The organism is Ectothiorhodospiraceae bacterium BW-2 (assembly GCA_008375315.1).
In the GTDB taxonomy this organism is placed as follows: Bacteria; Pseudomonadota; Gammaproteobacteria; order Thiohalomonadales; family Thiohalomonadaceae; genus BW-2.
Map to the genome: position 1 here is coordinate 2,774,512 of CP032507.1, position 22,420 is coordinate 2,796,931.

At 52.1% G+C, this 22,420-nt stretch carries 21 protein-coding genes and 1 pseudogene; 12 read left to right on the forward strand and 10 right to left on the reverse strand.

Annotated elements, in window-relative coordinates; genetic code table 11:
• The first annotated feature begins 86 nt into the window (after window positions 1–86).
• From D5085_13340 to D5085_13380, 9 genes are all read left to right on the forward strand, one after another.
• The gene (locus D5085_13340) at window positions 87–1,511 is read left to right on the forward strand and encodes an exodeoxyribonuclease I (GenBank protein QEP44014.1); all 1,425 of its coding nucleotides are present in this window, start codon (window positions 87–89) and stop codon (window positions 1,509–1,511) included.
• A 180-nt stretch (window positions 1,512–1,691) separates the two neighbouring features.
• On the forward strand, window positions 1,692–2,084 hold the full coding sequence (gene soxX, locus D5085_13345; protein ID QEP44015.1) for a sulfur oxidation c-type cytochrome SoxX: 393 nt from the start codon (window positions 1,692–1,694) through the stop codon (window positions 2,082–2,084).
• Window positions 2,085–2,113: 29 nt separating this feature from the next.
• A complete protein-coding gene (gene soxY / locus D5085_13350) occupies window positions 2,114–2,578 on the forward strand; it encodes a thiosulfate oxidation carrier protein SoxY (GenBank protein QEP44016.1) in 465 nt (154 codons plus the stop codon).
• 57 nt (window positions 2,579–2,635) lie between these two features.
• Window positions 2,636–2,950: a thiosulfate oxidation carrier complex protein SoxZ gene (soxZ, locus tag D5085_13355; protein ID QEP44017.1), complete on the forward strand. Its 315-nt coding sequence runs from the start codon at window positions 2,636–2,638 to the stop codon at window positions 2,948–2,950.
• A gap of 90 nt (window positions 2,951–3,040) precedes the next feature.
• Entirely contained in the window at window positions 3,041–3,892 is an 852-nt protein-coding gene (gene soxA, locus D5085_13360; GenBank protein ID QEP44018.1) for a sulfur oxidation c-type cytochrome SoxA, read from the forward strand.
• A gap of 136 nt (window positions 3,893–4,028) precedes the next feature.
• Window positions 4,029–4,979: a PhoH family protein gene (locus tag D5085_13365; protein ID QEP44019.1), complete on the forward strand. Its 951-nt coding sequence runs from the start codon at window positions 4,029–4,031 to the stop codon at window positions 4,977–4,979.
• Window positions 4,972–5,463 (forward strand): rRNA maturation RNase YbeY, encoded by a 492-nt coding sequence (gene ybeY / locus D5085_13370; GenBank protein QEP44020.1) that lies wholly within the window; start codon window positions 4,972–4,974, stop codon window positions 5,461–5,463. Before D5085_13365 ends, ybeY begins: the two co-directional genes overlap by 8 nt.
• Window positions 5,464–5,500: 37 nt before the next feature.
• Window positions 5,501–6,373 (forward strand): CBS domain-containing protein, encoded by an 873-nt coding sequence (locus D5085_13375; protein ID QEP44021.1) that lies wholly within the window; start codon window positions 5,501–5,503, stop codon window positions 6,371–6,373.
• A gap of 4 nt (window positions 6,374–6,377) precedes the next feature.
• The gene (locus D5085_13380; protein QEP44022.1) at window positions 6,378–7,916 is read left to right on the forward strand and encodes an apolipoprotein N-acyltransferase; all 1,539 of its coding nucleotides are present in this window, start codon (window positions 6,378–6,380) and stop codon (window positions 7,914–7,916) included.
• On the opposite strand, the gene hypE is transcribed toward D5085_13380, so the two are convergent.
• From hypE to D5085_13410, 6 genes are all read right to left on the reverse strand, one after another.
• Window positions 7,913–8,914: a hydrogenase expression/formation protein HypE gene (gene hypE / locus D5085_13385; protein ID QEP45165.1), complete on the reverse strand. Its 1,002-nt coding sequence runs from the start codon at window positions 8,912–8,914 to the stop codon at window positions 7,913–7,915. The two genes, D5085_13380 and hypE, sit on opposite strands and share 4 nt — an antisense overlap.
• Complete coding sequence (gene hypF, locus D5085_13390; GenBank protein QEP44023.1) at window positions 8,914–11,307, reverse strand: carbamoyltransferase HypF; 2,394 nt, start codon at window positions 11,305–11,307, stop codon at window positions 8,914–8,916. The genes hypE and hypF overlap by 1 nt, the downstream gene beginning before the upstream one ends.
• Window positions 11,300–12,010, reverse strand: a complete 711-nt coding sequence (locus D5085_13395; protein QEP44024.1) for an amidotransferase — start codon at window positions 12,008–12,010, stop codon at window positions 11,300–11,302. The genes hypF and D5085_13395 overlap by 8 nt, the downstream gene beginning before the upstream one ends.
• Window positions 12,011–12,102: 92 nt before the next feature.
• Complete coding sequence (locus D5085_13400; GenBank protein ID QEP44025.1) at window positions 12,103–12,447, reverse strand: hydrogenase maturation nickel metallochaperone HypA; 345 nt, start codon at window positions 12,445–12,447, stop codon at window positions 12,103–12,105.
• Window positions 12,440–12,685, reverse strand: a complete 246-nt coding sequence (locus D5085_13405; GenBank protein ID QEP44026.1) for a HypC/HybG/HupF family hydrogenase formation chaperone — start codon at window positions 12,683–12,685, stop codon at window positions 12,440–12,442. Before D5085_13405 ends, D5085_13400 begins: the two co-directional genes overlap by 8 nt.
• A gap of 96 nt (window positions 12,686–12,781) precedes the next feature.
• Complete coding sequence (locus tag D5085_13410) at window positions 12,782–13,924, reverse strand: ATP-binding protein (GenBank protein QEP44027.1); 1,143 nt, start codon at window positions 13,922–13,924, stop codon at window positions 12,782–12,784.
• A gap of 646 nt (window positions 13,925–14,570) precedes the next feature.
• Between D5085_13410 and D5085_13415 the strand changes: the two are divergent.
• From D5085_13415 to D5085_13425, 3 genes and pseudogenes are all read left to right on the forward strand, one after another.
• A pseudogene (locus tag D5085_13415) lies at window positions 14,571–14,724 on the forward strand (restriction endonuclease subunit S).
• Window positions 14,721–16,481 (forward strand): DUF2813 domain-containing protein, encoded by a 1,761-nt coding sequence (locus tag D5085_13420; GenBank protein ID QEP44028.1) that lies wholly within the window; start codon window positions 14,721–14,723, stop codon window positions 16,479–16,481. Before D5085_13415 ends, D5085_13420 begins: the two are co-directional and overlap by 4 nt.
• A gap of 5 nt (window positions 16,482–16,486) precedes the next feature.
• The gene (locus D5085_13425; protein QEP45166.1) at window positions 16,487–18,391 is read left to right on the forward strand and encodes an ATP-dependent helicase; all 1,905 of its coding nucleotides are present in this window, start codon (window positions 16,487–16,489) and stop codon (window positions 18,389–18,391) included.
• Between the two features lie 327 nt (window positions 18,392–18,718).
• On the opposite strand, the gene D5085_13430 is transcribed toward D5085_13425, so the two are convergent.
• The 4 genes from D5085_13430 to D5085_13445 all read right to left on the reverse strand — a co-directional run bounded on the left by D5085_13430 (window position 18,719) and on the right by D5085_13445 (window position 22,420).
• A complete protein-coding gene (locus tag D5085_13430) occupies window positions 18,719–19,933 on the reverse strand; it encodes a hypothetical protein (protein ID QEP44029.1) in 1,215 nt (404 codons plus the stop codon).
• 43 nt (window positions 19,934–19,976) lie between these two features.
• Complete coding sequence (locus D5085_13435) at window positions 19,977–20,513, reverse strand: glycine cleavage system protein R (protein QEP44030.1); 537 nt, start codon at window positions 20,511–20,513, stop codon at window positions 19,977–19,979.
• 124 nt (window positions 20,514–20,637) lie between these two features.
• Window positions 20,638–21,771 carry an NAD(P)/FAD-dependent oxidoreductase gene (locus tag D5085_13440; protein QEP44031.1) on the reverse strand — a complete coding sequence of 378 codons (1,134 nt, stop codon included), beginning with the start codon at window positions 21,769–21,771 and terminating at the stop codon, window positions 20,638–20,640.
• A gap of 412 nt (window positions 21,772–22,183) precedes the next feature.
• The gene (locus tag D5085_13445) at window positions 22,184–22,420 is read right to left on the reverse strand and encodes a hypothetical protein (GenBank protein QEP44032.1); all 237 of its coding nucleotides are present in this window, start codon (window positions 22,418–22,420) and stop codon (window positions 22,184–22,186) included.

A 22,420-nucleotide genomic window follows, 5' to 3' on the forward strand; every position in this document is an offset into this window, starting at 1 on the left:
CAGAGCGAGCGTTACTAACTAACGGGGCGGTGACTCTGCCCCGTTTCTGTTGCTAGAGCCATTAACAGCAAGCAGGTGGCCAATTTATGACCGAACAGACCCTGTTTTGGTACGACTATGAGACTAGCGGTACCCACCCCGCGCTCGACAGGCCGCTGCAGGTGGCGGCAGTGCGAACTAATCTGGCGCTAGAACCGATTGAAGAGCCGCTATCGTTCTATGTTCGTCCCTCCCCCGACTACCTAATCCATCCGGAAGCGGCGCTGGTGACCGGGATCTCACCGCACCAACTGCTGGAGGAGGGGGTGAGTGAGGCTGAGCTAAGTCAGCGACTATTTGAAGAGCTAAGTCGTCCCGGAACCTGTAGCGTCGGTTATAACTCGATTCGGTTCGATGATGAATTTACCCGCTACCTCTTCTACCGCAATCTGCTACCTGTCTATGATCGTGAGTGGCAAAATGGCAACAGTCGTTGGGATTTAATTGATGTAGTACGCCTAGCGCACGACTTAAGGCCAGAGGGGATGCACTGGCCACAGCGTGAGAGTGGCCACGCCGATTTTCGACTAGAGGCGTTGAGCGCGGCGAACGGTATTAGCCATGAGCAGGCGCATGACGCCCTCGCTGATGTCTATGCCACCGTTGCACTAGCGAAACTGATTCGTGACCGACAGCCGAAGCTATTTGACTACTGCTTTGAGATTCGTCTAAAGAGCGAATTGAAAAAGCGGCTCAAGCCCGGCAGTGGTGAGCTGCTGCTCCATACCTCAGGCATGTATAACCGGCAAGAGGGGGCGACCACCGTCGTCATGCCGCTACTCTGGCACCCGTTAAATACCAATAGCGTGATCGTATGGGACTGTCGTTTCGACCCGCAACTCCTACTCGATCTGGAGCTAGAGGAGCTGCGACGGCGGCTCTATAGCCCTAAAGAGGCGCTTACCGATTCAGAGCCGCGGCCGGCGCTGAAAGAGTTACATGTCAATAAAGCCGCCGTGGTTGCGCCACTGAATACCCTACGAGATGACGACGCGGTTCGATTAGGGATCGATAGGGCGGCAGTCAAACAGCACCAACGACTACTGCTGCAGCAGCAGCGAACCGTTGAGCGGAAGCTGCGCTCGCTCTACCAGCAGCGCTACCAGCCAGAGGGGCAGTTTGATGTCGATCAGCAGCTCTATCACGGCTTTTTTGAGCGAGAGGATCTGCGCCAGATGGCGATACTGCGTCAGCTTACACCGGCAGAGTTAGCGCAAAGAAGCGTTCAGTTTCGCGATGAGCGCCTCACTGAGCTGCTATTTCGCTTTCGTGCCCGTAACTATCCCGACAGCTTAAGCGAGAGCGAAATGGCTCTCTGGAGAGCCCACTGTCGCCAGCGGTTACAGCACGATGGCGAAAATCCGCCGGGATTTAGCCACTATTTTGCACTATTACAGCAGCTACCCGCATCGGAGCTACGGCAAGAGCTGGCCGATTATGGCCAACAGCTACAGCATATATTGGCAGCTTAGTGCGGTAGAGTATCATTTTTGCGAGAAAGGGTTGAACTACTGAACATATTTAATATATGGTATCGGCTCTCGTACGGAGGGCAGGTCTTGTTGCCACCCCTTCGACGCTATAAATGGCAGCTACTAATCGCTATCGCTAAAGTAAGCTGTCGATCAAAATAGTCCATTTAGGAGGAGAAAATGGTGAGATATTTGGTGCTAAATGCGCCGGCGACAGCGTTGGCTGTCGTTCTAGGCCTCTTTTCAGTCGCCCCAGCGTCTGCCGATTCGGCTGCTGACGGGGCCGATATTGTCTTCGGTAAAAACTTTGTGTTTGATCGAAAATTGGGTAACTGCGTTGCCTGTCATGCCATGCCCGGCGTGCAGGATGACCCAGGCGCTGCGATGCCGGGAAATATTGGCCCCCCTCTGGTGGCGATGAAACAGCGTTTTAAAACAAAGGACGATCTCTATCAGCAGATATACGATCCTACCCAAGCAAATCCTAACTCAATTATGCCCCCTTTTGGCAAGCATGAGATTTTAACTCAAGAGCAATTAACTAAAGTCGTTGACTTTGTCTATTCCCTCTAATTTTTGATATTTACGGAGCATACAACATTATGAATCGTCGTATTTTTTTAAAAGGTAGCGTTGCCGGTGGTACTGTAGCCTTGGCAGCCGGTGCGGGTCTGATTACGCCAGGACAGCTATTGGCTGCGTGGCCAAAGTCGGCGTTTGAGGCTAAGTCGGTAGGCGATGCCCTGAACAGTGCCGCCGGTAGTAGCGCCTTCGGTGAGAGCAGCAGCGTCATTGTCAAAGCCCCCGATATTGCTGAAAACGGTGCGGTGGTACCGATTAATGTGAAGGTCGAAGGTGGCAATGTCGAGTCGATTTCGATTTTGGTTGAAGGCAATAACACGCCGTTAGTGGCCAATTTTAACTTAGCGGCTAATACTCAAGCCGATGTCTCCACTCGAATCAAAATGGGCAAAACCTCTAATGTGATGGCAGTAGCTAAGGTCGATGGCAAGCTGGTGAGTGCCAAAAAAGAGGTCAAAGTTACCATTGGTGGTTGTGGCGGTTAGGCCGATAGAGCTCACAATTTTGCATTACTCCAGTTTTTAGATTGAGGATATTTCAGTATGGCAGATTCAATTAAAGTTCGGGCGAAGGTTAAAGGTGATATTTGCGAAGTCAAGGCGCTTATTAAACACCCGATGGAGACCGGTTTGCGTAAAGATAGCAAGACCGGTAAGGTGATTCCGGCACACTTCATTCAGGAGGTTATCGTCACCCATAAGGGCGCTGAGGTGATGAGAGCGAATTGGGGGGGGGCTATCTCTCAAAATCCCTACCTCTCATTCAGCTTTTCCGGTGCGGCTAAGGGGGAGGAGTTGACGCTTACTTGGAATGATAACACCGGTGAGAGCGACTCAAGCACTGCTAAAATTGGATAGATAATCCGTGCTCTTCGGCATGAGCTAGAATAAAAATAGCCCGCCGAAGGGCAAAAATTAAACCAATAAAGAGATGTGAGGAGAACCACAATGCTGCGTCAACTAACGCAAATAACGACAGCGATCGCGCTCTGCTTAGGCGTAACTGCCATCAATGCAGCGGAGATCGATCCGGAAGCGGAGCGAATGAAGTTTGTCAACCACTATCAGGAGAAGTTTCCAACCGTTGAGTTTGCCGACTTTACCAACGGTGCCTATTCACTGCCACAGTACCGACACGGGCGCGAAAACTGGGAGGCGATTGAAGAGTTCCCCCCATACGACGAGGCGGTAGAGCAGGGTAAAGAGATGTTTGAGACCCCCTTTGCTAATGGCCAGACCTATGCGAGCTGTTTTGAGAACGGCGGTATCGCTATTCGGCAAAACTACCCTAAATTTAACCCCGAAACGGGTGATATCGAGACCCTAGAGGGGCAGATTAACGCCTGTCGGGTTAACAATGGCGAGGAGCCGTTAAAGTGGAAGAAGGGCGATATAGCCAAAATCTCCGCCTATATGGGCTCTACCTCGCACGGCAAGAAGATTAATATCGAGATCCCAGACGATCCGCGAGCCTTAGCCTGGTTTAAACGGGGTAAGGAGCACTACTACACCAAACGGGGACAGTTGAACCTTGCTTGCGCTAACTGCCATTTTGACTATGTCGGTGCTCAACTGCGCTCCGAAATTCTCAGTCCGGCGGTCGGTCAGTTGACCCACTTTCCGGTCTATCGCCAAAAGTGGAGAGAGTTAGGTACCGTGCATCGCCGTTTTGGCGGCTGTAACGAACAGGTGCGAGCTAAAGCCTACCCAGCGCAGAGTGATGAGTATAAGGCGCTGGAGTACTATTTAACCTACCTCTCCAACGGCTTAGAGGTGTCACAGTACCGTTACCGTAAATAGTTTTTGATCCTATCTACCTCATATTGTGATCGCCCGGTTAACCACCGGGCATTTTTTTGGTTATAATGGGTCTGTCTTTTTGGCTACAGGTAGTCTTAACGCTTGAATCTCTCCCCTTTTCTAAGCCGTTGGTACGATGGAAATTACCCTCGAACCGGTAGATAACGCCCGACTCGCCAACCTCTGTGGCCAGTTTGATGAACATTTGCGCCAAATTGAGCAACGCATGGGGGTAGAGATCAACCATCGGGGCAGCCTGTTTCGCATTATTGGCGAAGCTGACTCACAACGGTTGACCCACCAGCTACTACAACAGCTCTACCAACTAGCAGAAGATGAGGCGGTCACCCCGCAGCGGGTTCACCTCTACCTACAGCAGTCGGGAGTAGAGGCGGGATTTGCACCCGATCGCACCGAGGAGATTGTGATTCGTACCCGCCGTGGGGTGGTGCGCGGTCGGGGCATTAACCAGCAGCGCTACTTACAGCGAATCACCGCACACGATATTAACTTTGGTATCGGGCCAGCCGGTACCGGTAAAACCTATCTAGCGGTCGCCTGCGCCGTGGCCGCGTTAGAGAGCGATAGGGTAAGACGGATTATCTTGACACGACCTGCGGTTGAGGCGGGGGAGCGACTCGGTTTTCTTCCCGGCGACTTAGCGCAAAAGGTCGATCCCTATCTGCGCCCCCTCTATGATGCCCTCTATGAGATGCTCGGCTTTGAAAAGGTCGCCAAACTGATGGAGCGCCATGTCATCGAAGTCGCACCGCTAGCCTATATGCGGGGACGAACGCTAAATGAGGCCTTTATTATCCTAGATGAGGCGCAAAATACCACCGCTGAACAGATGAAGATGTTTTTGACTCGAATCGGCTTTGGCTCCTCTGCGGTCATTACCGGCGATTTGACCCAGGTGGATCTACCGCGCGGAGTCGGTTCGGGGCTGCGCCATGCGGCCGATATTTTGCAGGGGGTGAAGGGGATTGCCACCACCCGTTTTGAGGCCAAAGATGTCGTGCGCCACCCCTTAGTACAGAAGATTGTGAGTGCCTATGAAGAGGCCGAAGCAGGCGACCATGGCTAAAAACCAGACTCAGTGTCCGCTAACCCTCGATCTGCAGTGGGGGGAGGGGGTGGACGCGATGGAGGAGCCACTCCCGAGCGAAGTGGAGCTCTATCAGTGGCTACAACAGGCGTTAGAGCAGCTCGATTATCGTCGCGAAGCGGAGGTGACGCTGCGCATTGTGACCGCCGCTGAGATAGCCACCCTCAACCAGAACTATCGTGGGAAAACGGGGCCGACCAATATCCTCTCCTTCCCCTTTGAGCTAGCCGAATTGACCCAACTACCGCTGTTAGGCGATATAGTCGTTGCCGCTGAGATTGTGGCTAAAGAGGCGCGGCAGCAGCAGAAATCGCTGCCTGACCACTGGGCACACCTAGTGGTGCATGGGCTGTTGCACCTGCTCGGTTACGACCATCAACAGCCGGATGAGGCCGAGGTGATGGAGCAGCTAGAGATCGAAATTCTGACACAGTGGGGGATCGCTAACCCTTATGTTACTTAACTAATGATTCATGGGATTAACATAGAGCATCAATGTTATGAGTAGTGCGACACAGACCGATGAGAGTAGCCAGCACATCCCTTGGCTAGAACGAATCGGTAGTCTGTTAGGACTAAGCATCAAAGTTCGCGGACAGGAGAGCTTAAGGGAGATGCTGGAGGAGGCCGAGCAGGTCGATAACCCCGATCTACAGGCGCTAGAGATGATGCGCGGTGTACTCGATGTGGTTGAGATGCAGGCGCGGGATATCATGATTCCCCGCTCTCAGATGGCGGTTTTAGAGCGAGACCAATCGTTAGAGACGCTGCTCCCTATTGTGATTGAGACCGCCCACTCGCGATTTCCGGTCGTTGGCGATAATCGTGATGAGGTGATCGGTATTTTGCTCGCGAAAGATCTGCTCGGCTACCTAACCCGGCAGGAGAGTAGCGGCAGTTTTAACATAAAAGATCTCGTCCGACCGGCGATGATTATTCCCGAAAGTAAGCGCCTGAACACGCTTTTGCGCGAGTTTCGATATACCCGTAACCACATGGCGATTGTGGTCGATGAGTATGGTGGGGTGAGCGGGTTGATTACCATCGAAGATGTGTTAGAGCAGATTGTGGGTGACATTGAGGATGAGCACGATCTGGAGGAGGAGGATGACGAGCGCAATATCCAGCGCCTTGAGGGGGGCGAGGTGCTGGTAAGCGCCTTGACGCCAATTGACGATTTTAACAACTTTTTTGGGACTCAATACAGCGATGATGAGTTTAATACCATTGGTGGGGTGGTGATGAACCACTGTGGTCGAATGCCTAAAAAGGGGGAGAAGATTACCCTAAGGCCGCTCTCGGTAGTGGTGGAGGAGGCCGATAGGCGCCGAATCTACAAACTGAGGATCTGTCAGAGCGAACTAGAGCGATAGATAGATGGCGTGGCGGCGCCCCCTGTTAGGGCTACTCGCTGGAGCGGTAGCGCCGGCGGCCTTTGCACCGCTCGGGTGGTATCTCCTCCTGCCGCTCTCGTTAGCGCTGCTGTTCTGGTTGAGTTGGCCGCTATCGTCGGTTCGTCGAGCGGCGCTACTGGGCTGGGGGTATGGTTTGGGCTACTTTGGGGTCGGGATCTCGTGGATCTCAGTCGCCATTGTCGATATGGGCCAGACACCTTGGCCACTGGCGGCGCTACTCACACTGCTATTTGTCGCCTACTTGGCGCTCTTTCCGGCGCTGGCGCTAGCGCTCTTTATCGCGCTTAGAGGCTATTTGGCACTACAGCAGGCACCGATGCGGGCGCTGCTGCTACTGCTACCGCTGCTATGGACGGCGACGGAGTGGTTACGAGGCGAGCTCTTTACCGGATTCCCGTGGCTTAACCCCGGCTACATCGTCACCGACTCGGTATTGGCGGGTTGGGCACCGCTGTTGGGCAGTTATGGCGTGGGCGGGGGGGTGGTGCTACTGGCGGCGCTCTTAGCGCTACTGCTGCTTAGAACTACCGTAAAAACAGCGATGCTGGTCGCCCTCATGGTGGGGGGAATCTACCTCTCTGCGGCGCTGCTGCAACAACAGCAGTGGACAGAACCGGTGGGGGAGAGGATCTCAGTGGCGCTGATTCAGGGCAATGTCTCTCGCCAGAGTCGGTGGCAGGGCCACTCACTGTCGCAGCGACTGGCGCGCTATCGTGAGCTGACGGAGCCCTATTTTGGGCAAGCGGCGCTCATCATTTGGCCTGAAAATGCGATTCCGACCTACTATCGCCACCTAGAGGCAGATTTTTTTACCCCACTGGCAAAGAGAGCTAGCGCTAGCGGCTCGACCATCATTAGTGGCGGCATTCGCTATCGTCACGATGGCGAGGGGTATCACACCAGCCTGACGGTGGTGGGGAGGCCGGAGCAGAGCTACCATAAACGCCATTTAGTCCCCTTCGGTGAGTATCTGCCGCTAGAGTCGTGGTTGCGCGGGGCGATCAATTTTTTCAATATGCCCATGAGTAACTTCTCCCCAGGTCCAGAGCAGCAGTCGCCGTTACAGGTAGGCGAGTGGCGCTTGGCGGCGACTGTCTGCTATGAGGATCTCTTTGCCGCTGAGATGCGACCTCTCGTTAAAGAGGCGACCTTACTGGTTAACGGTAGTAATAATGGTTGGTATGGCGATTCGCTCGCACCGCATCAGCATCTACAGATTGCTAGAATGCGTAGCCTTGAGTTTCAACGCCCGACACTTAGGGCGACGACTAGCGGCATTTCAGCACTTATTGAGCGTGATGGCAAGGTGTTGGCGCGTAGCCAACAGTTTGTGGCCGCGACCCTCTCAGGCTCGGTACAACCGATGACAGGCCTGACCCCCTATCTGCGTTGGGGGGAGTGGCCGCTCGTTGGTTGGGCGGTGGTAGTGGCTATCGGATTAGGGTTATCGGCGGGGGGCAGCTCTCGACGCGAAGAGGGTAGCGCCTCGCTTCCCCCTTAGCAGATTCGTGGTAGCGGATCATCCTCCAGCTCATGTAGTAGCCTCTCACCGCCTAGTTCGGTCTGCAAGGTGAGGTGGGCGGGGGTGGCCACCACTTCGCCAATAATGGCACTCTGGGCCCCCAAACGGTGGCTGCGCCAGCGCTGGCAGAGCGCTTCGGCTTGTGCGGCAGCTATGACAGCAACCACCTTGCCCTCGTTCGCCAAATAGAGCGGATCGTAGCCGAGCATGTCACAGAGCGTGGTGACACTACCGTTAATGGGCAGCTGTCTCTCAAACAGACGCACTCCTAAGCCGGTTAAACGGCAGAGATCGTGGCAGAGGGTGGCGACCCCGCCCCGAGTCGGATCACGCAAAAACCGTAGCGACTCAAACTCAAGCGCCTGCTGGCACAGCGGGGTGATATTGGCGCTATCGGAGGCGAGTGGGCCGCTTAATCCGAACGCTTCGCGGGCTAACATGACCGCACTGCCATGATCGCCAATCGAGCCGTTAATAACCAGTCTGTCCCCGGGGGTGATGGCGGCGGGGCCGGGAAGCGGGCGAGAGCGCTGACCCACACCGGTGGTGGCCAGATAGAGGCCACTCCCTTCCCCTCGCGGCACCACTTTCGTATCGCCGGCGACGATGGTGATGTTAGCCTCTCGCGCTGCCGTGGCCATATCGTCAATAATCTGTCGTAGCAGAGCAATCTCTAACCCCTCCTCAATAAACAGATTGAGCGTCAGGGAGTGGGCAATAGCGCCAGCGACGGCCAGATCGTTCACCGTGCCGTGAATCGCCAGTGAGCCGATGGAGCCGCCGGGGAAGATGAGCGGCTTAACGGTAAAGCCATCGGTAGTAATCAGACTCTCACCCGACATTGTCGGCAGTGGCGCACTATCGAGCTCACACTGCGCTGCGCTTAGGGAGAGAGAGGGGAGGAGTAGCGCCTCAATTAGCTGACGCATTAAGCGCCCACCGTTACCGTGGGCGAGGGTGATACGGGGCGAGTCGATCATAGAGTATGTTCCCTCCATAACTGGGTGATCGTTTGACCATAGGCGATAGCGGCATCGTTAAATGGCAACTTTTGCGGCAGATAGAGGCTAAAACCGGCCTGCTGCACGCTAGCGCTGGCCAGAGTGGTTAAGAGGCTGTTCTGAAAGACGCCGCCACTGAAACCGATGGCGCTTATGCCGTGTTGGGTCTGGGCTAAGGTGGCTAGCGTGACTAGCTGCTGGGCTAGGGTCGTATGGCAACGAAGGGCGGCAACGGCGTCTGTATCGTCGCTCTGTTGCAGATAGTCGATAAGAGGCTGCCAATCGATCCGAAATCGGGGGCAGTTCGGTGCTGCTCCATCGGCCTCGGTGGCGATAGTGGGCAGAGTGAGGGGGGGGGCGAGCTGCCAACTTTGGTGCCACTGCGAGGGGGTGGCGCTATCGAGCAGCGTCATCGCCAGCGCCTCCAACATGGCGGGGGCTTGCCCCTCATAGCTGCTCTGGTAGTTAACGCCTAGGAGTGCGGCACAGCCATCGAGTAGGCGGCCGGTCGCGCTGGTGAGGGGGGCGTTCTGTTGGCGCTGCCAGAAGTGGAACAGCAGTTGTCGTTCGGCGTAGGGCTGCTCTTTAGGCCAAGGTCGGCGTGGTTTGGTAGGATTATCGCTATCGCCACACTGCCATAATAGACCTGCACCACTGCGCCACGGCTCCCGGGCTGCCTTATCCCCCCCGGGGAGTCGAAATTGACGCCAACTAGCCAGAGGCTGCCACTGATTGGGGCGACCTAGCAGCAGCTCGCCGCCCCAAAGGGTGCCGTCAGGCCCCAAACCGACACCATCCCAGGTAAAGATAGCCATCTTTTGGTTCAGCTCCAGTCCCTGCTGTAGCGCCTCGCCATAGAGTGCGGCGGCGTGGGCGTGGTGGTGCCAGACGGTGTGGTGGGGCAGGGGGTGGGCTTTGGCCCAGCGAAAGGTGTCAAATTGGCGGTGGCTATCGCTCACCAGCGCCTCGGCTCGAACTTGGTAGAGGCGCTGTAGATCATCGCCTAACTGCTGCAGCGTCTGCAGGCTGCGTAGGGTACCCATATCGCCAATGTGGGGCGAGATGACGACTCGCTCTCCCCAAGCGAGCGCTAGGGTGGTCTTACTCTGTGCCCCAAGCGCTAGGAGCGGGGTCGTTAGCGGTAGCGGGAGGGGTAACGCTAGCGGGGCGATCCCTCGGCCGACTCGAAGAGGCACGATCCGCTCCCCTAGGCGGCGATAGACCGAATCGTCCGCAGGACGGACAATCGGTCGGTTATGGTCTAAAAAGGCGTCGGCTATTGTGGCGAGTCGCGCTGTCGCCTCACTATTTTGGGTGATGACCGGCTCACCACTGAGATTGCCTGAGGTGGCGATGAGGGGTCGATTGAAGAGCGGTAGCAGCAGATGGTGTAGCGGGGAGTAGGGGAGCAGCGCTCCTATCTCACTTAGATCGGGGGCGATGGCGGCGGTCAGGGTAGAGTCGCGGCGCTTCGGTAGCAGCACAATCGGCCGCGCTGGGCTCGATAGTGCTACACGGCTAAGAGGATTGAGCTGTAGTTCAGCCTCTATGGCGTTTAGATCGGCAAACATCACCGCAAGGGGCTTATCTGGCCGCTGTTTGCGTTGCCGTAGTCGTTTAATGGCAGGCTCACAGGTGGCATCGCAGCAGAGGTGGTAGCCGCCAATCCCCTTAATGGCGACAATCTCCCCGGCAAGAAGGGCGGTGACGGCAGCGTTTAGAGCCGCCTCACCCTCTAGTGCCATCGAGTTACTAGAGTCAGCGCGACACCGGCGGAAGTGTAACCGAGGGCCGCAGTGGGCGCAGGCGATAGGTTCGGCATGGAAGCGGCGATCATAGGGGTTGAGATAGTCGGCCTCACACAGCGGGCAGAGGGGAAAGTCGGCCATTGAGGTGGTGGCGCGATCATAGGGGAGGCTAGTGATAATCGTATAGCGTGGGCCGCAGGCGGTACAGTTGATAAAGGGGTAGCGGTAGCGAGGGTTAGCGGGGGTAGTGAGTTCGGTGAGGCACGCCTCACAGGTGTCGATATCGGTGGGGAGATGGATATCGGCCTCAGCAGTGCGGCGACTAGGTAAGATGGTGAACTCGGCGTACCCTTGACGGGGGATCGGCTGTTGTGAGGTTAGCGTAGGCTTGGCGCGGGGGGGGGGCTGGGTGAGGAGGGCGGCGATAAATGGCTCGATCGCCGCTACCGCGCCTTCAATATGAATCTCCACGGTTCCCTGACAGTTCTGTACCCACCCTGTTAGCGCAAACTGCGCGGCTAGACGGTAGATAAAGGGGCGAAAACCGACCCCCTGTACTTCGCCGCTAACGATGAGATGGTAGGCGGCCCTTTGGCTAGGTGTGGGCTGGGGCTTAGCCACAACTTCGCTGATGAGTGAGAGCTGAGAGGAGCTGATCCATCATCTGATTGAGCGCGACATAGTGGCTCGGCGGCGCGGCGAGCATCTCTTTGGCAGTCTGAATGGCGGGGGCTGAAGGCGCCTCCGTTAGCTCATCGCCACAGTGCGTTATGAGTGCCTGTACCGACTCGGGGGTGATCTCGATATGGAACTGGAGTCCGAGCGCATAGTCGCCGATGAGAAAGGCTTGGTGGCGACAGAGGGCGGAGCTAGCGAGTCGTTGACTGTTTGGGGGGAGATCAAAGGTCTCACCGTGCCAGTGAAATGCGTTAAACTGCCTCGGTAGTGGCAGTCGGGAGGGGGGGGCGGTCACCTTAAACCAGCCGATCTCCTTCTCTGGATTAGGATAGACCGCCGCACCGAGGGCGTTCGCCATGAGCTGGGCACCGAGACAGATCCCCACGGTGGGGATCTGTAGGCTAATAGCGGTCGCAATAGCCGACTTTTCGGCCACTAGCCATGGGTAGAACTCTTCATCGTTGACGCTCATCGGCCCACCCATAATAATGAGCAGACTGAGACTCTCTACCTTCGGCAGTGGATCGCCGCGATAGAGGTGGCAGATCTGGCTCTGGTAGTGGTGTCTATTAAGCCACGGCTCAATGGAACCGGCCCCTTCAAAGGGGACATGCTGCAAAATTAGCGCCTGTTTGGGAGTTGGCATGATCTTTTCGCCTATGGGGTTAGAGAGGGGGGCGGGTGGGCCGACCACCAGATATGGCAGGCCCCCTCATCATTCACAACTATCACACATCGTTAATCCTCCAGTTCTATACGCTGTAAAATCATCTCATCCCCGCTTAACAGTCGGGTCTGCCAGTGACCGCAGTGGGGGCAGATCAGGCGGTTGGCGCGGGCGGTTACCTCAAGGCCACACGGCTCGCAGTAGAGGGTAATGGGCGAGGGGGTTATCACCAGCTCCGCCTCGGCGGCAGCGCTAGCGGCAGCGGCGATAGGGAAGGCGTGCTTTAGTAGCGCAGGCTCGATACCGGCTAATGGGCCGATGGTCAGCTCCACTCGTACAATGGTTTTGCCGGGGTAGTCGGCGGCTAGCTGCTCTAACTGCCGCACCAGCCCTTGACAGAGGGAGAGCTCATGCATGGGGCGGCGGGGTGTCGCTAGCGCTCAATACCTCATCGAGTAGTTCCCAGCTACTACGAGCCTCGGCGGCGGTCATCTTTTGGATGGCATAACCGACATGAATCATTACATAATCTCCCACGCTAACCGACTCATCTTGCAACATAAACAGGCTCACTTCGCGCTCAACCCCCTTCGCTTCACAGCGGGCGTTGTAGCCGTCGATAGCGATAATTTGCATCGGGATTCCAAGACACATCGGCTCTACTCCGGTTGGTGTTTGTAAACTTGGGGGTAGTATGGTGCGCGAGTGAGTTGGCTGTCAACAGGCCATGTTGACGATACGCTGATGGCTCTATAATACTTCACCACTCTCCCACGGCGAAGTCTGAAAATAGGCCTCAGCATGAGTCACCCAAATACCATGCTGCTCATAACTATAGGAGAGATTAGCCACAATTTGCGTAGTGCGCTGCGGCTGCAGGCTCTGCTGATAGTAGCGCAACCCTCGTGAGGGGGAGCTGTCGGAGAGTTTGACTTCGATTAGCTCCTCAATCACGCTATTGACCACAATGACAAAGTCGATCTCACGCCCCTCTTTATCGCGTAAGTAGCAGAGCTCACACCGATCACCCTCATAATCTTCCCGAAACTGCAGCCATTTCAGTAGATGCGTGGCGACTAAATTTTCAAAGATAGCTCCCTCATCACCCAGCACATCGCCATTATCGTAAAAGTAGATTTTAGGCGGCTTTTGAATCGCCCGGGCAATTTTTTGGCTATAGGGCTTAATCTGAAACAGCAGGTACATATTAGCCAGCGCTTCAATCCACGACTTGACGGTCTGCGGTGCCACCTGAATATCTGCGGCTAAATGGGAGATCACTACCTGACCACCGACACGCTGGCGCAACAGATCGGTTAACAGGCGCAGGCTCTGAATATTGCGAATCGACTCCAGATCACGAATATCCTCTTGCAGCACCCGATCAAACCGCTCCCGACGCCACCGTTTCGCTTCACGCAGATTGTTTAGCAGTAGCGGTTCAGGAAAGCCCCCCATCACCATAAGCCGCTTCAGGCGTGCCGTCGTATCCTCTAGCGGCGACTCATCCAGACTCATCGGATGGAGACGCCAGTAGTGGTATCGTCCCATAAGCGAATCTTCCCCCTGACGGTAGATATCCAGTCTCGCGGAGCCGGTGACTAAAATCGTATGGCGCTCGCCGCAGGTATCGTAGAGTCCTTTTAGCCACTGTTTCCAGTGGGGGTATTTATGCAGCTCATCAAACACCAGCAGGTGATCACTCTGTTGCCACTTTTTCTGCAAAATACGCTGCCGATCCTCATCACTATCCCAGTTAAGATAGCAGCCACCGGCGCTATGTTCGGCCAGAATCGCTTTAGCTAAAGTCGTCTTACCAACCTGGTGCGGGCCACCAATAAAGACCATTTTCCGGCTCAAATCGTGACGAACAAAGGGGGTTAAGTAACGCATTCGCCCATTTTAGAGCCTACTTAAAAACAGTCAAGGCTATTTTAGAACAGACTTTAAAACGGAAATGGGGTCAGGTCTTGCAATCTAGCATCCGTAACGCAATACCCAGATGCGTGATTGCAAGACCTGACCCTCACTCTCTGCTTCTACTTGGGATTTGCGACCGATTCAGTTACACTTGCTTCTGACATGACACTTCCTCTTTTGTGGCGATAAATGGTTTTCGTCAACAGATTTTACGCCTCAGAAGTGTGGGTGTCATGTCACTTGTAAAATCGGGCAAGCTGCCGGTTTATGGCTGTCCCTGACGAAACGATGAACAAGGCCCGCAGGGCTAATCGTTGGCGGCTAATTCCGGAGTATTGGATAATTGAAACTTTGGGGACTGCTAGCTCATTTATTAATGGCAGAGCCTATTCTTTACACGAATGGAAAAATAGCGACCTTTGATCTTGTGATTTGGAGAGGACAAAAGGCAATCTATCACTATCATATTTGGAAAATTGCGTGTAAAAATGGTTATAGCTAGTTCTACTTATTCTATTTGCTTGATGATATGACAGAAAAATTGAAACGCAGCTCCTCTAACGGTGGAACGATATTGCATGTCACTAAAGAAAAAACGGAGTCAACCAAGGCAGCTTTTCCAAAAGAAGAAGAACAAACCGCTATTGCTACCATTCTCTCCGATATGGACGATGAGATTCAGGCGCTGGAACAACGCCTGAGCAAAACCTGCCATGATGCAAGAACTGCTGATGGGAAAGACACGGTTGATACAAAGGAGTGATGCCGCATGAATATTCAAATAGATGTTGTGCGTATTAGCGGCTTTCGGGCTATATCAAATATCGAGTTAACCCTACCAAGAGTAACCGTATTACTTGGGCAAAATAATGCGGGAAAAACTTCAGTCATTAAAGCGATGCAGTTAGCGTTGGGTGACTACTCGCGCTACTTGTCTGATGAAGACTTTCATATTGGGAGTGATGAAAAATGCCAGGAAATTATCACGATTGATGTTCGATTTATTGCTATTGATGGCACAACCAGAGTCAATGAATTTACCGAGGCCTGGCAACAGGCGTTTGGTGACAAAATTCAGGCCGAAGCCGATGGAAAGCAATTTGTTGCGATTCGGACTATGGCTAAACCCGACAAAATCAAAGGCGGTTATATCGTTGAGCGTTTCGAGATGGATACCTGGCCAGAAAAAAACGAATGGCTAAATGTAAGATTCAGAAAAAAACTGAGCAAACGGCTGGACTCGATCCTATTTATTTCAATTGATGCCCAGAGAGATATTCATAATGAACTGAAAGAGAAAACCTCATTTATCGGTCGTGTTTTAGCAAGTGTTGAGTATGACGATAAGGATGTGGCTGAACTGGAACGGATGGTAGCCGATGTTAATAGAGAAGCCATCAATAAGAGTGAACCGCTTAAGCAATTGAAGAGTCATCTGGACAATCTGAATCAATCATTTGATGGCTGTGGCAAAACCGAGCTTACCCCGTTTCCGAAGAAGATTCGTGATCTTTCAAAGCGATTTAGTGTGAATTTTGGCGAATCAGATAAAAGCTCATTCTCAATGGAATATCACGGCATGGGTACCCGTAGCTGGGCATCTATGCTAGCGGTAAAAGCCTTTACCGAACTGTTGGCTAAGAATCACCAAGAGGAAGCCGAGCCGTTCTACCCAATTTTGGCCGCTGAAGAGCCAGAAGCACACCTGCATCCCAATGCGCAAAGAACCTTATATGCTCAACTTAGTGATATACCTGGACAAGCGATTATTAGTACCCATTCGCCTTATTTGATTGGGATATCAAATCTTAAAGATTTAAGAGGGTTGGTACGCACATCGAAAGCGCTTCATACAACTCAACTCATCGAAGGATTAGATCCTGAAGATATTAATATATTGCAGCGTGAAGTTATGCGATTTCGAGGTGAGCTTCTTTTTTCCAAAGCCTTAATACTTTTTGAGGGAGTTACCGAAGAACAGATTATACCGGCAATGTTTCAAGCGTATTTCGGAAAATCAAGTTTTTCACTTGGTATTAACTGTCTTAGCGTTGCTGGAAAGAATTATCCACCATTCATCAAGATGGCTATCAGTTTTGGTATTCCTGTCTGTATCATTAGTGATAATGATGGAAATACCCAAAACGAAATCAACGCACAGATGAGTAAAATACGACAAAATACATCATTGGATATCTCTGTGGATAACTTTTACTGCTCATTTCTTTCTAATGAAAATGATATTGAAGCTGAATTAATTTATGTGCTTGCCCTGCAAAGTGAAGTAATCGAGGCACTTGTAAAGACTGAAACTAGAGGAAATGAAAATTTTCGTTATATTGAAGCAAAAACCAATGAGCTGAATAAATTAAGCGATAAGGAGCTCGTTGAAAGAATGCGTGCGTCAAAGGCATCATATGCTGGTTTTTTAGCTGATGTTATTACTAGAAACCCAAATAATAAATTAATTGAATCACTTGTCCCTCAAGCAGCCATTGCTGTTTTTACTAAATTGCAGAAGTGGGTATAGCTATGTTGAGTTTATCGCCAAGCCAATCCCAAATTGTAAAGGCTCCTCTTGATAGAGCAATACAGATACTTGCCTCTGCTGGTTCTGGCAAGACTCGTGTATTAATTGAGCGGATCCGCTATATTTTGGATAACACCAAGAAAGACGGAGTAATAGCATTAACTTTTACCAATAAAGCGGCGGAAGAGATGAGTTCCCGCTTAGTTGACTGCGATCCAGCAGAAGATAGATCCTGGGTTGCTACAACTCACTCCGTTGCACAGCGTATTTTGGAGAAATATGGTCATACCATTGGGTTACCGGCTGAACTTCATATATACGATAGAGACAAGGATCGAATGGAACTCTTTATGCAGTCTTTACGCGAAGATGGTATTGATATAGATGAGCACCTAAATATCTCCGACTCAAAAGATCTAAAAAGCAGGGAAAGAAACCTGCAAGACTATCTGAATTATTTTTCGAGAATAAAACGGGAGTTGCTTACAGAACAAGATGTTGCCGAAGTATTTCCAATCAATAACATTTGGAAAATATTTCAGGACTACCAAAACTCTTTATTGAACAGTGGCGGAATCGACTATGATGATATTTTGGTGTATGCCCATAAAATATTATTAACCCATGAATGGGTTGCTAAAATATACCGTTCACAATTTAAGCATATCTGTGTAGATGAAGCTCAAGACCTAAACAAGGCTCAATATGAATTTATTAAGGCGTTTTGTGGTGATGTTATTCACAGTATTTTGATGGTAGGCGACCCTAATCAAATGATCTATGGATTTAACGGTTCGTCGAAGGAGTATCTTTGTACGAATTTTGTAGAAGACTTTTCACCACAACAGTATGAACTAAAGGAAAACTATCGAAGTGCTAAAGCCATTATTCGTGCCGCAAATAAGCTTAAATCCAACTCCCAATCTGAGACAAAATATGCTCTGGAGGGTGATGTAAATATTGCCGAATTTGAAACTGAGGAAGATGAAGCAGATTCAATTTCTTCAACTATTAGTCAACTATTGGATTTGGCAACTCATGACGAGATTGAAGGCACAATATCCCTCGATAAAATGGTAGTGATTGCCCGTAATCGATTCGTATTTAAACCACTAGAAAATAGCCTTAAAGAAAGAGGAATTCCCTATTTTCTAAGAAAAGGCGAGAAACAACTAGAGTTTTCAACAAAATTGGGTAAGGCACTTGATTATGCCGTGCGTATTAAGTTGAACCATAAAGATTGGGTTGATGGAAAAAAACTGTGTCAAGTGTTGAATATTTCTGAACCCGATAAGTGGACAACAGCGACTTTAGAATACCTCGCAACTCAGGTATCTTCAGTAAACCATGAAAATAATGAGCTATTGGCAAACCTTCTTTTTGCAATCAATAACTTGGATATTGAAGCCCCAAAGATCCCTAAATTAGTGAGGGATTTTAATGATTATTTGACTTCACTGGTTAATAACCAAAATGGTATCTCCAGTGACAAAATTGAAGAGATTAAGTTAAGTATTGAGGAACTTAAGGAATTTAATGGTCTGTGGACTAAGTTCCAGCTAAAAGGGTTGGGTCATTCATTGAGTGCATTTAGGAATGCATTGGCATTAGGCCAGCTTACAGACAGTACGACTGATAAGGGGCTGACCCTAAGCACGGTGCACACAATGAAAGGACTGGAGAAGGATATCGTATTCTTAATTGGCATGTGTGAAGGCGTTTTCCCTGATTATCGAGCCAGAACCCTCAAAGAAATCGATGAAGAACGGAACAATGCTTTTGTTGCTGTAACAAGGGCTAAGCGCTGGTTGTGTATCTCTTATCCAAAGCAGAGAGTGATGCCTTGGGGAGATATAAGATGTCAGGAAAAATCTCGTTTTATAAAGGAAATTGAGCGGTCAGTGATGTAGGACGGCGCGAGCGTATGACGCATGTCGGTGGTTGTCTCTATGTGTTCCAGCCAGTGTAATTTCACGCCATGATAGTCAATATCGTTGATCCATGTATAGTTTTGCTCAATGACATTATCCTGTTGCCGTATAATGATTTTCGTTGATTGTCGGATGTTAAAGCGAAGTCACCGTAACTAACAGCCGTAGCGATGATGGTGGTGGTACCCTAAGTGCGGTGGTTGTTAAGCCGTGACTTGCCCCGTCACTTACCGGTGGGGCGATAACCGGTAGGTGGCGATTAGGACTGCTCTGGGCTAACTGCAGCTCCAGTCACTGCTGCCCCATTTAGGGGATAATGAGGGTTAGTCCCTGATGGATAATATTGGGGTTCTCTAGCAGATGTTGATTGGCCTGATAGATCGACTGCCATAGTTTGCCATCGCCGTAGTGTCGTTGGGCAATGAGTGCTAGTGAGTCTTTATCTCGGGTTATATAGGTGCCGCGAGCATCGAGAGTGAGTGCTAAGAGTAGCTGCTGCTGCCGTATCTGTTGCACAATCTGTTCAAAATCGCGCTGTAAGATCGTATCGCCGCTCCCTGAGCCGGCTAGTTGCTGGCGCAGGGTATGAAACGGCTGTAGTAGCTCAGCACCGTTGGCCTGTAGCTGTTCGGCGCTGCTCTCTCCCCCTAGCACGCGAGGCAGTCTCTGTAACTGCTGGTGTGCTGCTATGGCGGCGTTACGCTCTTGAGCCGCCGTTCTGTGCTGCTTCTCGGCCTGCTCTTGAGCTTGCTGTAGTTGCTGCGTTAGCTGGCTATTGTGCTGCTCTATATCGGCTAGCTGTTGGGTTAGCTGGCTATTGTGCTGCTCTACATCGGCTAGCTGTTGGGTTAGCTGGCTATTGTGCTGCTCTACATCGGCTAGCTGTTGGGTTAGCTGGCTATTGTGCTGCTCTATATCGGTTAGCTGTTGGGTTAGCTGGCTCTTGTGCTGCTCTATATCGGCTAGCTGTTGGGTTAGCTGGCTCTTGTGCTGCTCTATATCGGCTAGCTGTTGGGTTAGCTGGCTCTTGTGCTGCTCTATATCGGCTAGCTGTTGGGTTAGCTGGCTATTGTGCTGCGCTAGCTCGGTGAGTTGCTGCTGTTGTTGGGCTAATTCGCCGCTAAGTCGGTTTTGGTGACTATTAGCTTCAGTTAACTGCTGGCGCAGTTTAGCGCTGCTATCGGTGGCGGTGGCTGCGGCGTCGGTCGCCTGTTGTGCAAGCTTTGCCTCTAAGGCCTCAATTTGGCGCTGTAGTGTGACTATTTGATCTGTTTGATCCGCTCTCTCCGCGACAGCAGGGGGGGCAGTGCAGTCGCTGTTCGGTAGCTTGTCGCTCTGTAGCTTAGTGATGGTGGCATTGGCCTCTTTCAGCCGACGAGTTAGCTCCTGATTCTCGATCTTAAGGGCACTTTGAGCCATGGCTGAGAGGTCGTTATCGAGGCTCTCATTCGCCTGTACGGTAACTGCGCCGAACCAAAGCGAGAGGGCGGTGGTGGCTAGTGTCAGGGGTAGGGTCTTCATGGATGAACTCCTTTGGTGGTAGGGTAGGCGTCGATTTTATACGCTATTGTCGAGTCGAGCCAGAGTAATGCACATCAAGATTGAGCGAGTCGCAGTAGTCGTTAAACTGCTGTAGCTGCGCCTCACTGCAACCGACCACTAGTTCGACGCTAAACATCGGTACGCCGCTGGTCGGAGCGTTATAGCTGTCGCTCTCCATCTGATCGATGGTGAGTCCCCGTTCAGAGAAGAAGCGGGCGAGATCGTTGATAATACCTGGGTGGTCGAGACACTCGACCGCGAGGGTGTGGCGCTGAGACCCCTGTTCGGTCTCCGGACGGGGGGTGGTTAGACGACACTGAAGTGTCAATTGGAGTCTATCGCTCTCGCTCTCTAGCTGCTGCTGTAGCTGCTGTAGGGCGTGATCCGCTCCCGAGGTGAGCATCATGACGGCAAATTCGCCGCCTAGCGAGATCATGCGGCTGTCGAGAATATTGATATTCGCTGCCCGAATCGGGCGGGTGAGTTGATCGATAAGGCCCGGGCGATCATGGCCTAGGGCGGTAATTACCAGCAGTTGATGGGGCAGTTGTGGACTCATCGGTTCTCTCCAAAGGGGTAGAGGGGTGGTCAAAAAATAACCAATCGGTCAGACATAGCGCTGCAATATGGGGTTGAGAAAGTTATCCCGCTATTTATCCACAGAAGTTGTGCACAACTTCAAGTTAGCGATATTGGCGCAGATACCACCACTCATAGAGGCGCTTGATCCAGTGCATCACTCGCATGGGGGGCAGGACGATGTTCCGCTTCGGGGTTCGTAGCACAAACATCCCTTCGCGGTTGGTATCGACAATACAGATAAGCTCTGGCTCAGGGGCGGCGCTAATCGGTTTGCCCTCTAGCTCGGCGAGCAGATTTTTGGCCGCCGCCTGCGCTTGCAGATCGGCCATGTGGGCCTGTTTCGGCATCCAGTCCGGACCGGGGAAGCTGCCCGAGTCACCGGCGACATAGAGCGTCTCCCAGCCGGGGACTTTGCCATACTGATCGGTCTGTAGTAACCCACCGGCAGAGCGGGGCAGTTCGGTCTGGTCAAACCAGCGATTACCGGTCATACCGGGCATAAACAGAATGAGATCGGCGCTAAACTCTCCCTGCTCATCGATCACTTTTCCCGGCTCAAAGGCCTTAATTTTGTTGCCAAAGCGCATCTCGATTTGGCGCTTTTTCATCTCGGTGACAATACCGTGATAGGCCTTTTCGCCCAGACGGATCCCCGGTTTGGGGGCCGGGCTGAAGAAGGTGAGCTTAAATTTGTCCCGTTTTTGCTGCTGCTTTAACAGTGTATCGAGTCCGAAGGCGAACTCAAACATCGGTCCGCCGCGCATCGCGGTCGGTTCGTTAGGGTTAGAGGCAAAGCCGATGGCGATACTACCTTGCGACATTGATGAGAGCTGCTGTTCGATTTTGACCGCCGCCTCGATGCCTTCACACGGGGTGATGGTGTGTTCGATACCGGGTATTTTCTTAATAAATTGACCGCCAGTGGCAATAATCACCCCATCGCAGTCGAGATCTCCAGTGGTGGTCGTTACCTGACGCCCCCGCTTCGCTAGGCCGGTGACGCTACCTGTATGGAGGGTAATTTTGTGCCGTCGTAGAAAGTTATCGAGCGGAATTTGGAGCTGCTCTGGACGGCGAATATGGCTTGGAATCCAGATAAGGCTTGGGAGATAGACAAACTCCGCCTTCGGCGCGACAAGGGTAATATTGAGCGCCGGATCGAGCCGACGCAGGGTTTTGACAGCGGTCAAGGCAGCAAAGCCCGAACCGAGTACGGCAATCGTTTTGGAAGCCATAACGCTCCTCCATGGTTAAAAAAAGCAAAGGCGATCCTGTCTATAAGACTGGCTACCCTCCATATCGCTACCAAATTCGGGGGGTAAAATCAGCAGCATTCACAATAGTGGCCGAGCTTCCGGTGGCGCGAATACTAAATAGCCCCCGATTTTTGACCATCTCTTCCGCTCCGGCATCAAGCCATTGAAACTTACGGTCGCTCTCCCGTAGCTCTTTGATAAGACGGTCGGTCTCTTACCTCATTCGTGATAGGGTGGTGGCCCAATTATAGTGCAGCTTAGGGACTTAAGTCACGAACCGATAGCACCTATTCATTGAAGGCCTTGTTCATCGCTAGGCCATTTTTTAACCCCTTTGACGCAACAGAGAGTCTGTTAATTGCTCTCTAATCCTTGTGATGAGAGGGAGAGATCAATTGATCGAGCCAGTATCGGGATTGTCGGCCATTTGGTCAAAAATTTTTCGCATCGCGCTGCTCGATTCACCGTCTGAGCCGTGCAGATCGGTCTCAAGATAGGCTTGACGATTCTGTTCCGATTCAAAATAGATTTTAAGGGCATTATCGCCCTCACCGTCGATAACGAAGGGGGCGTTATCGAGATCGGTAACATCGTTTAAAGTAATCGGATCAAGGGTATGAATTTTCAT

Bases quoted from the DNA above. Each gene is read 5' to 3' on its own strand.
- soxA (QEP44018.1), top strand. From the start codon at position 3,041: ATGCTGCGTCAACTAACGCAAATAACGACAGCGATCGCGCTCTGCTTA.
- soxX (QEP44015.1), top strand. From the start codon at position 1,692: ATGGTGAGATATTTGGTGCTAAATGCGCCGGCGACAGCGTTGGCTGTC.
- D5085_13405 (QEP44026.1), bottom strand. From the start codon at position 12,685: ATGTGTCTTGGAATCCCGATGCAAATTATCGCTATCGACGGCTACAAC.
- D5085_13340 (QEP44014.1), top strand. From the start codon at position 87: ATGACCGAACAGACCCTGTTTTGGTACGACTATGAGACTAGCGGTACC.
- D5085_13365 (QEP44019.1), top strand. From the start codon at position 4,029: ATGGAAATTACCCTCGAACCGGTAGATAACGCCCGACTCGCCAACCTC.
- soxZ (QEP44017.1), top strand. From the start codon at position 2,636: ATGGCAGATTCAATTAAAGTTCGGGCGAAGGTTAAAGGTGATATTTGC.
- D5085_13430 (QEP44029.1), bottom strand. From the start codon at position 19,933: ATGAAGACCCTACCCCTGACACTAGCCACCACCGCCCTCTCGCTTTGG.
- D5085_13435 (QEP44030.1), bottom strand. From the start codon at position 20,513: ATGAGTCCACAACTGCCCCATCAACTGCTGGTAATTACCGCCCTAGGC.
- soxY (QEP44016.1), top strand. From the start codon at position 2,114: ATGAATCGTCGTATTTTTTTAAAAGGTAGCGTTGCCGGTGGTACTGTA.
- D5085_13445 (QEP44032.1), bottom strand. From the start codon at position 22,420: ATGAAAATTCATACCCTTGATCCGATTACTTTAAACGATGTTACCGAT.
- D5085_13420 (QEP44028.1), top strand. From the start codon at position 14,721: ATGAATATTCAAATAGATGTTGTGCGTATTAGCGGCTTTCGGGCTATA.
- D5085_13410 (QEP44027.1), bottom strand. From the start codon at position 13,924: ATGCGTTACTTAACCCCCTTTGTTCGTCACGATTTGAGCCGGAAAATG.
- D5085_13375 (QEP44021.1), top strand. From the start codon at position 5,501: ATGAGTAGTGCGACACAGACCGATGAGAGTAGCCAGCACATCCCTTGG.
- D5085_13395 (QEP44024.1), bottom strand. From the start codon at position 12,010: ATGCCAACTCCCAAACAGGCGCTAATTTTGCAGCATGTCCCCTTTGAA.
- D5085_13380 (QEP44022.1), top strand. From the start codon at position 6,378: ATGGCGTGGCGGCGCCCCCTGTTAGGGCTACTCGCTGGAGCGGTAGCG.
- D5085_13440 (QEP44031.1), bottom strand. From the start codon at position 21,771: ATGGCTTCCAAAACGATTGCCGTACTCGGTTCGGGCTTTGCTGCCTTG.
- D5085_13400 (QEP44025.1), bottom strand. From the start codon at position 12,447: ATGCATGAGCTCTCCCTCTGTCAAGGGCTGGTGCGGCAGTTAGAGCAG.
- ybeY (QEP44020.1), top strand. From the start codon at position 4,972: ATGGCTAAAAACCAGACTCAGTGTCCGCTAACCCTCGATCTGCAGTGG.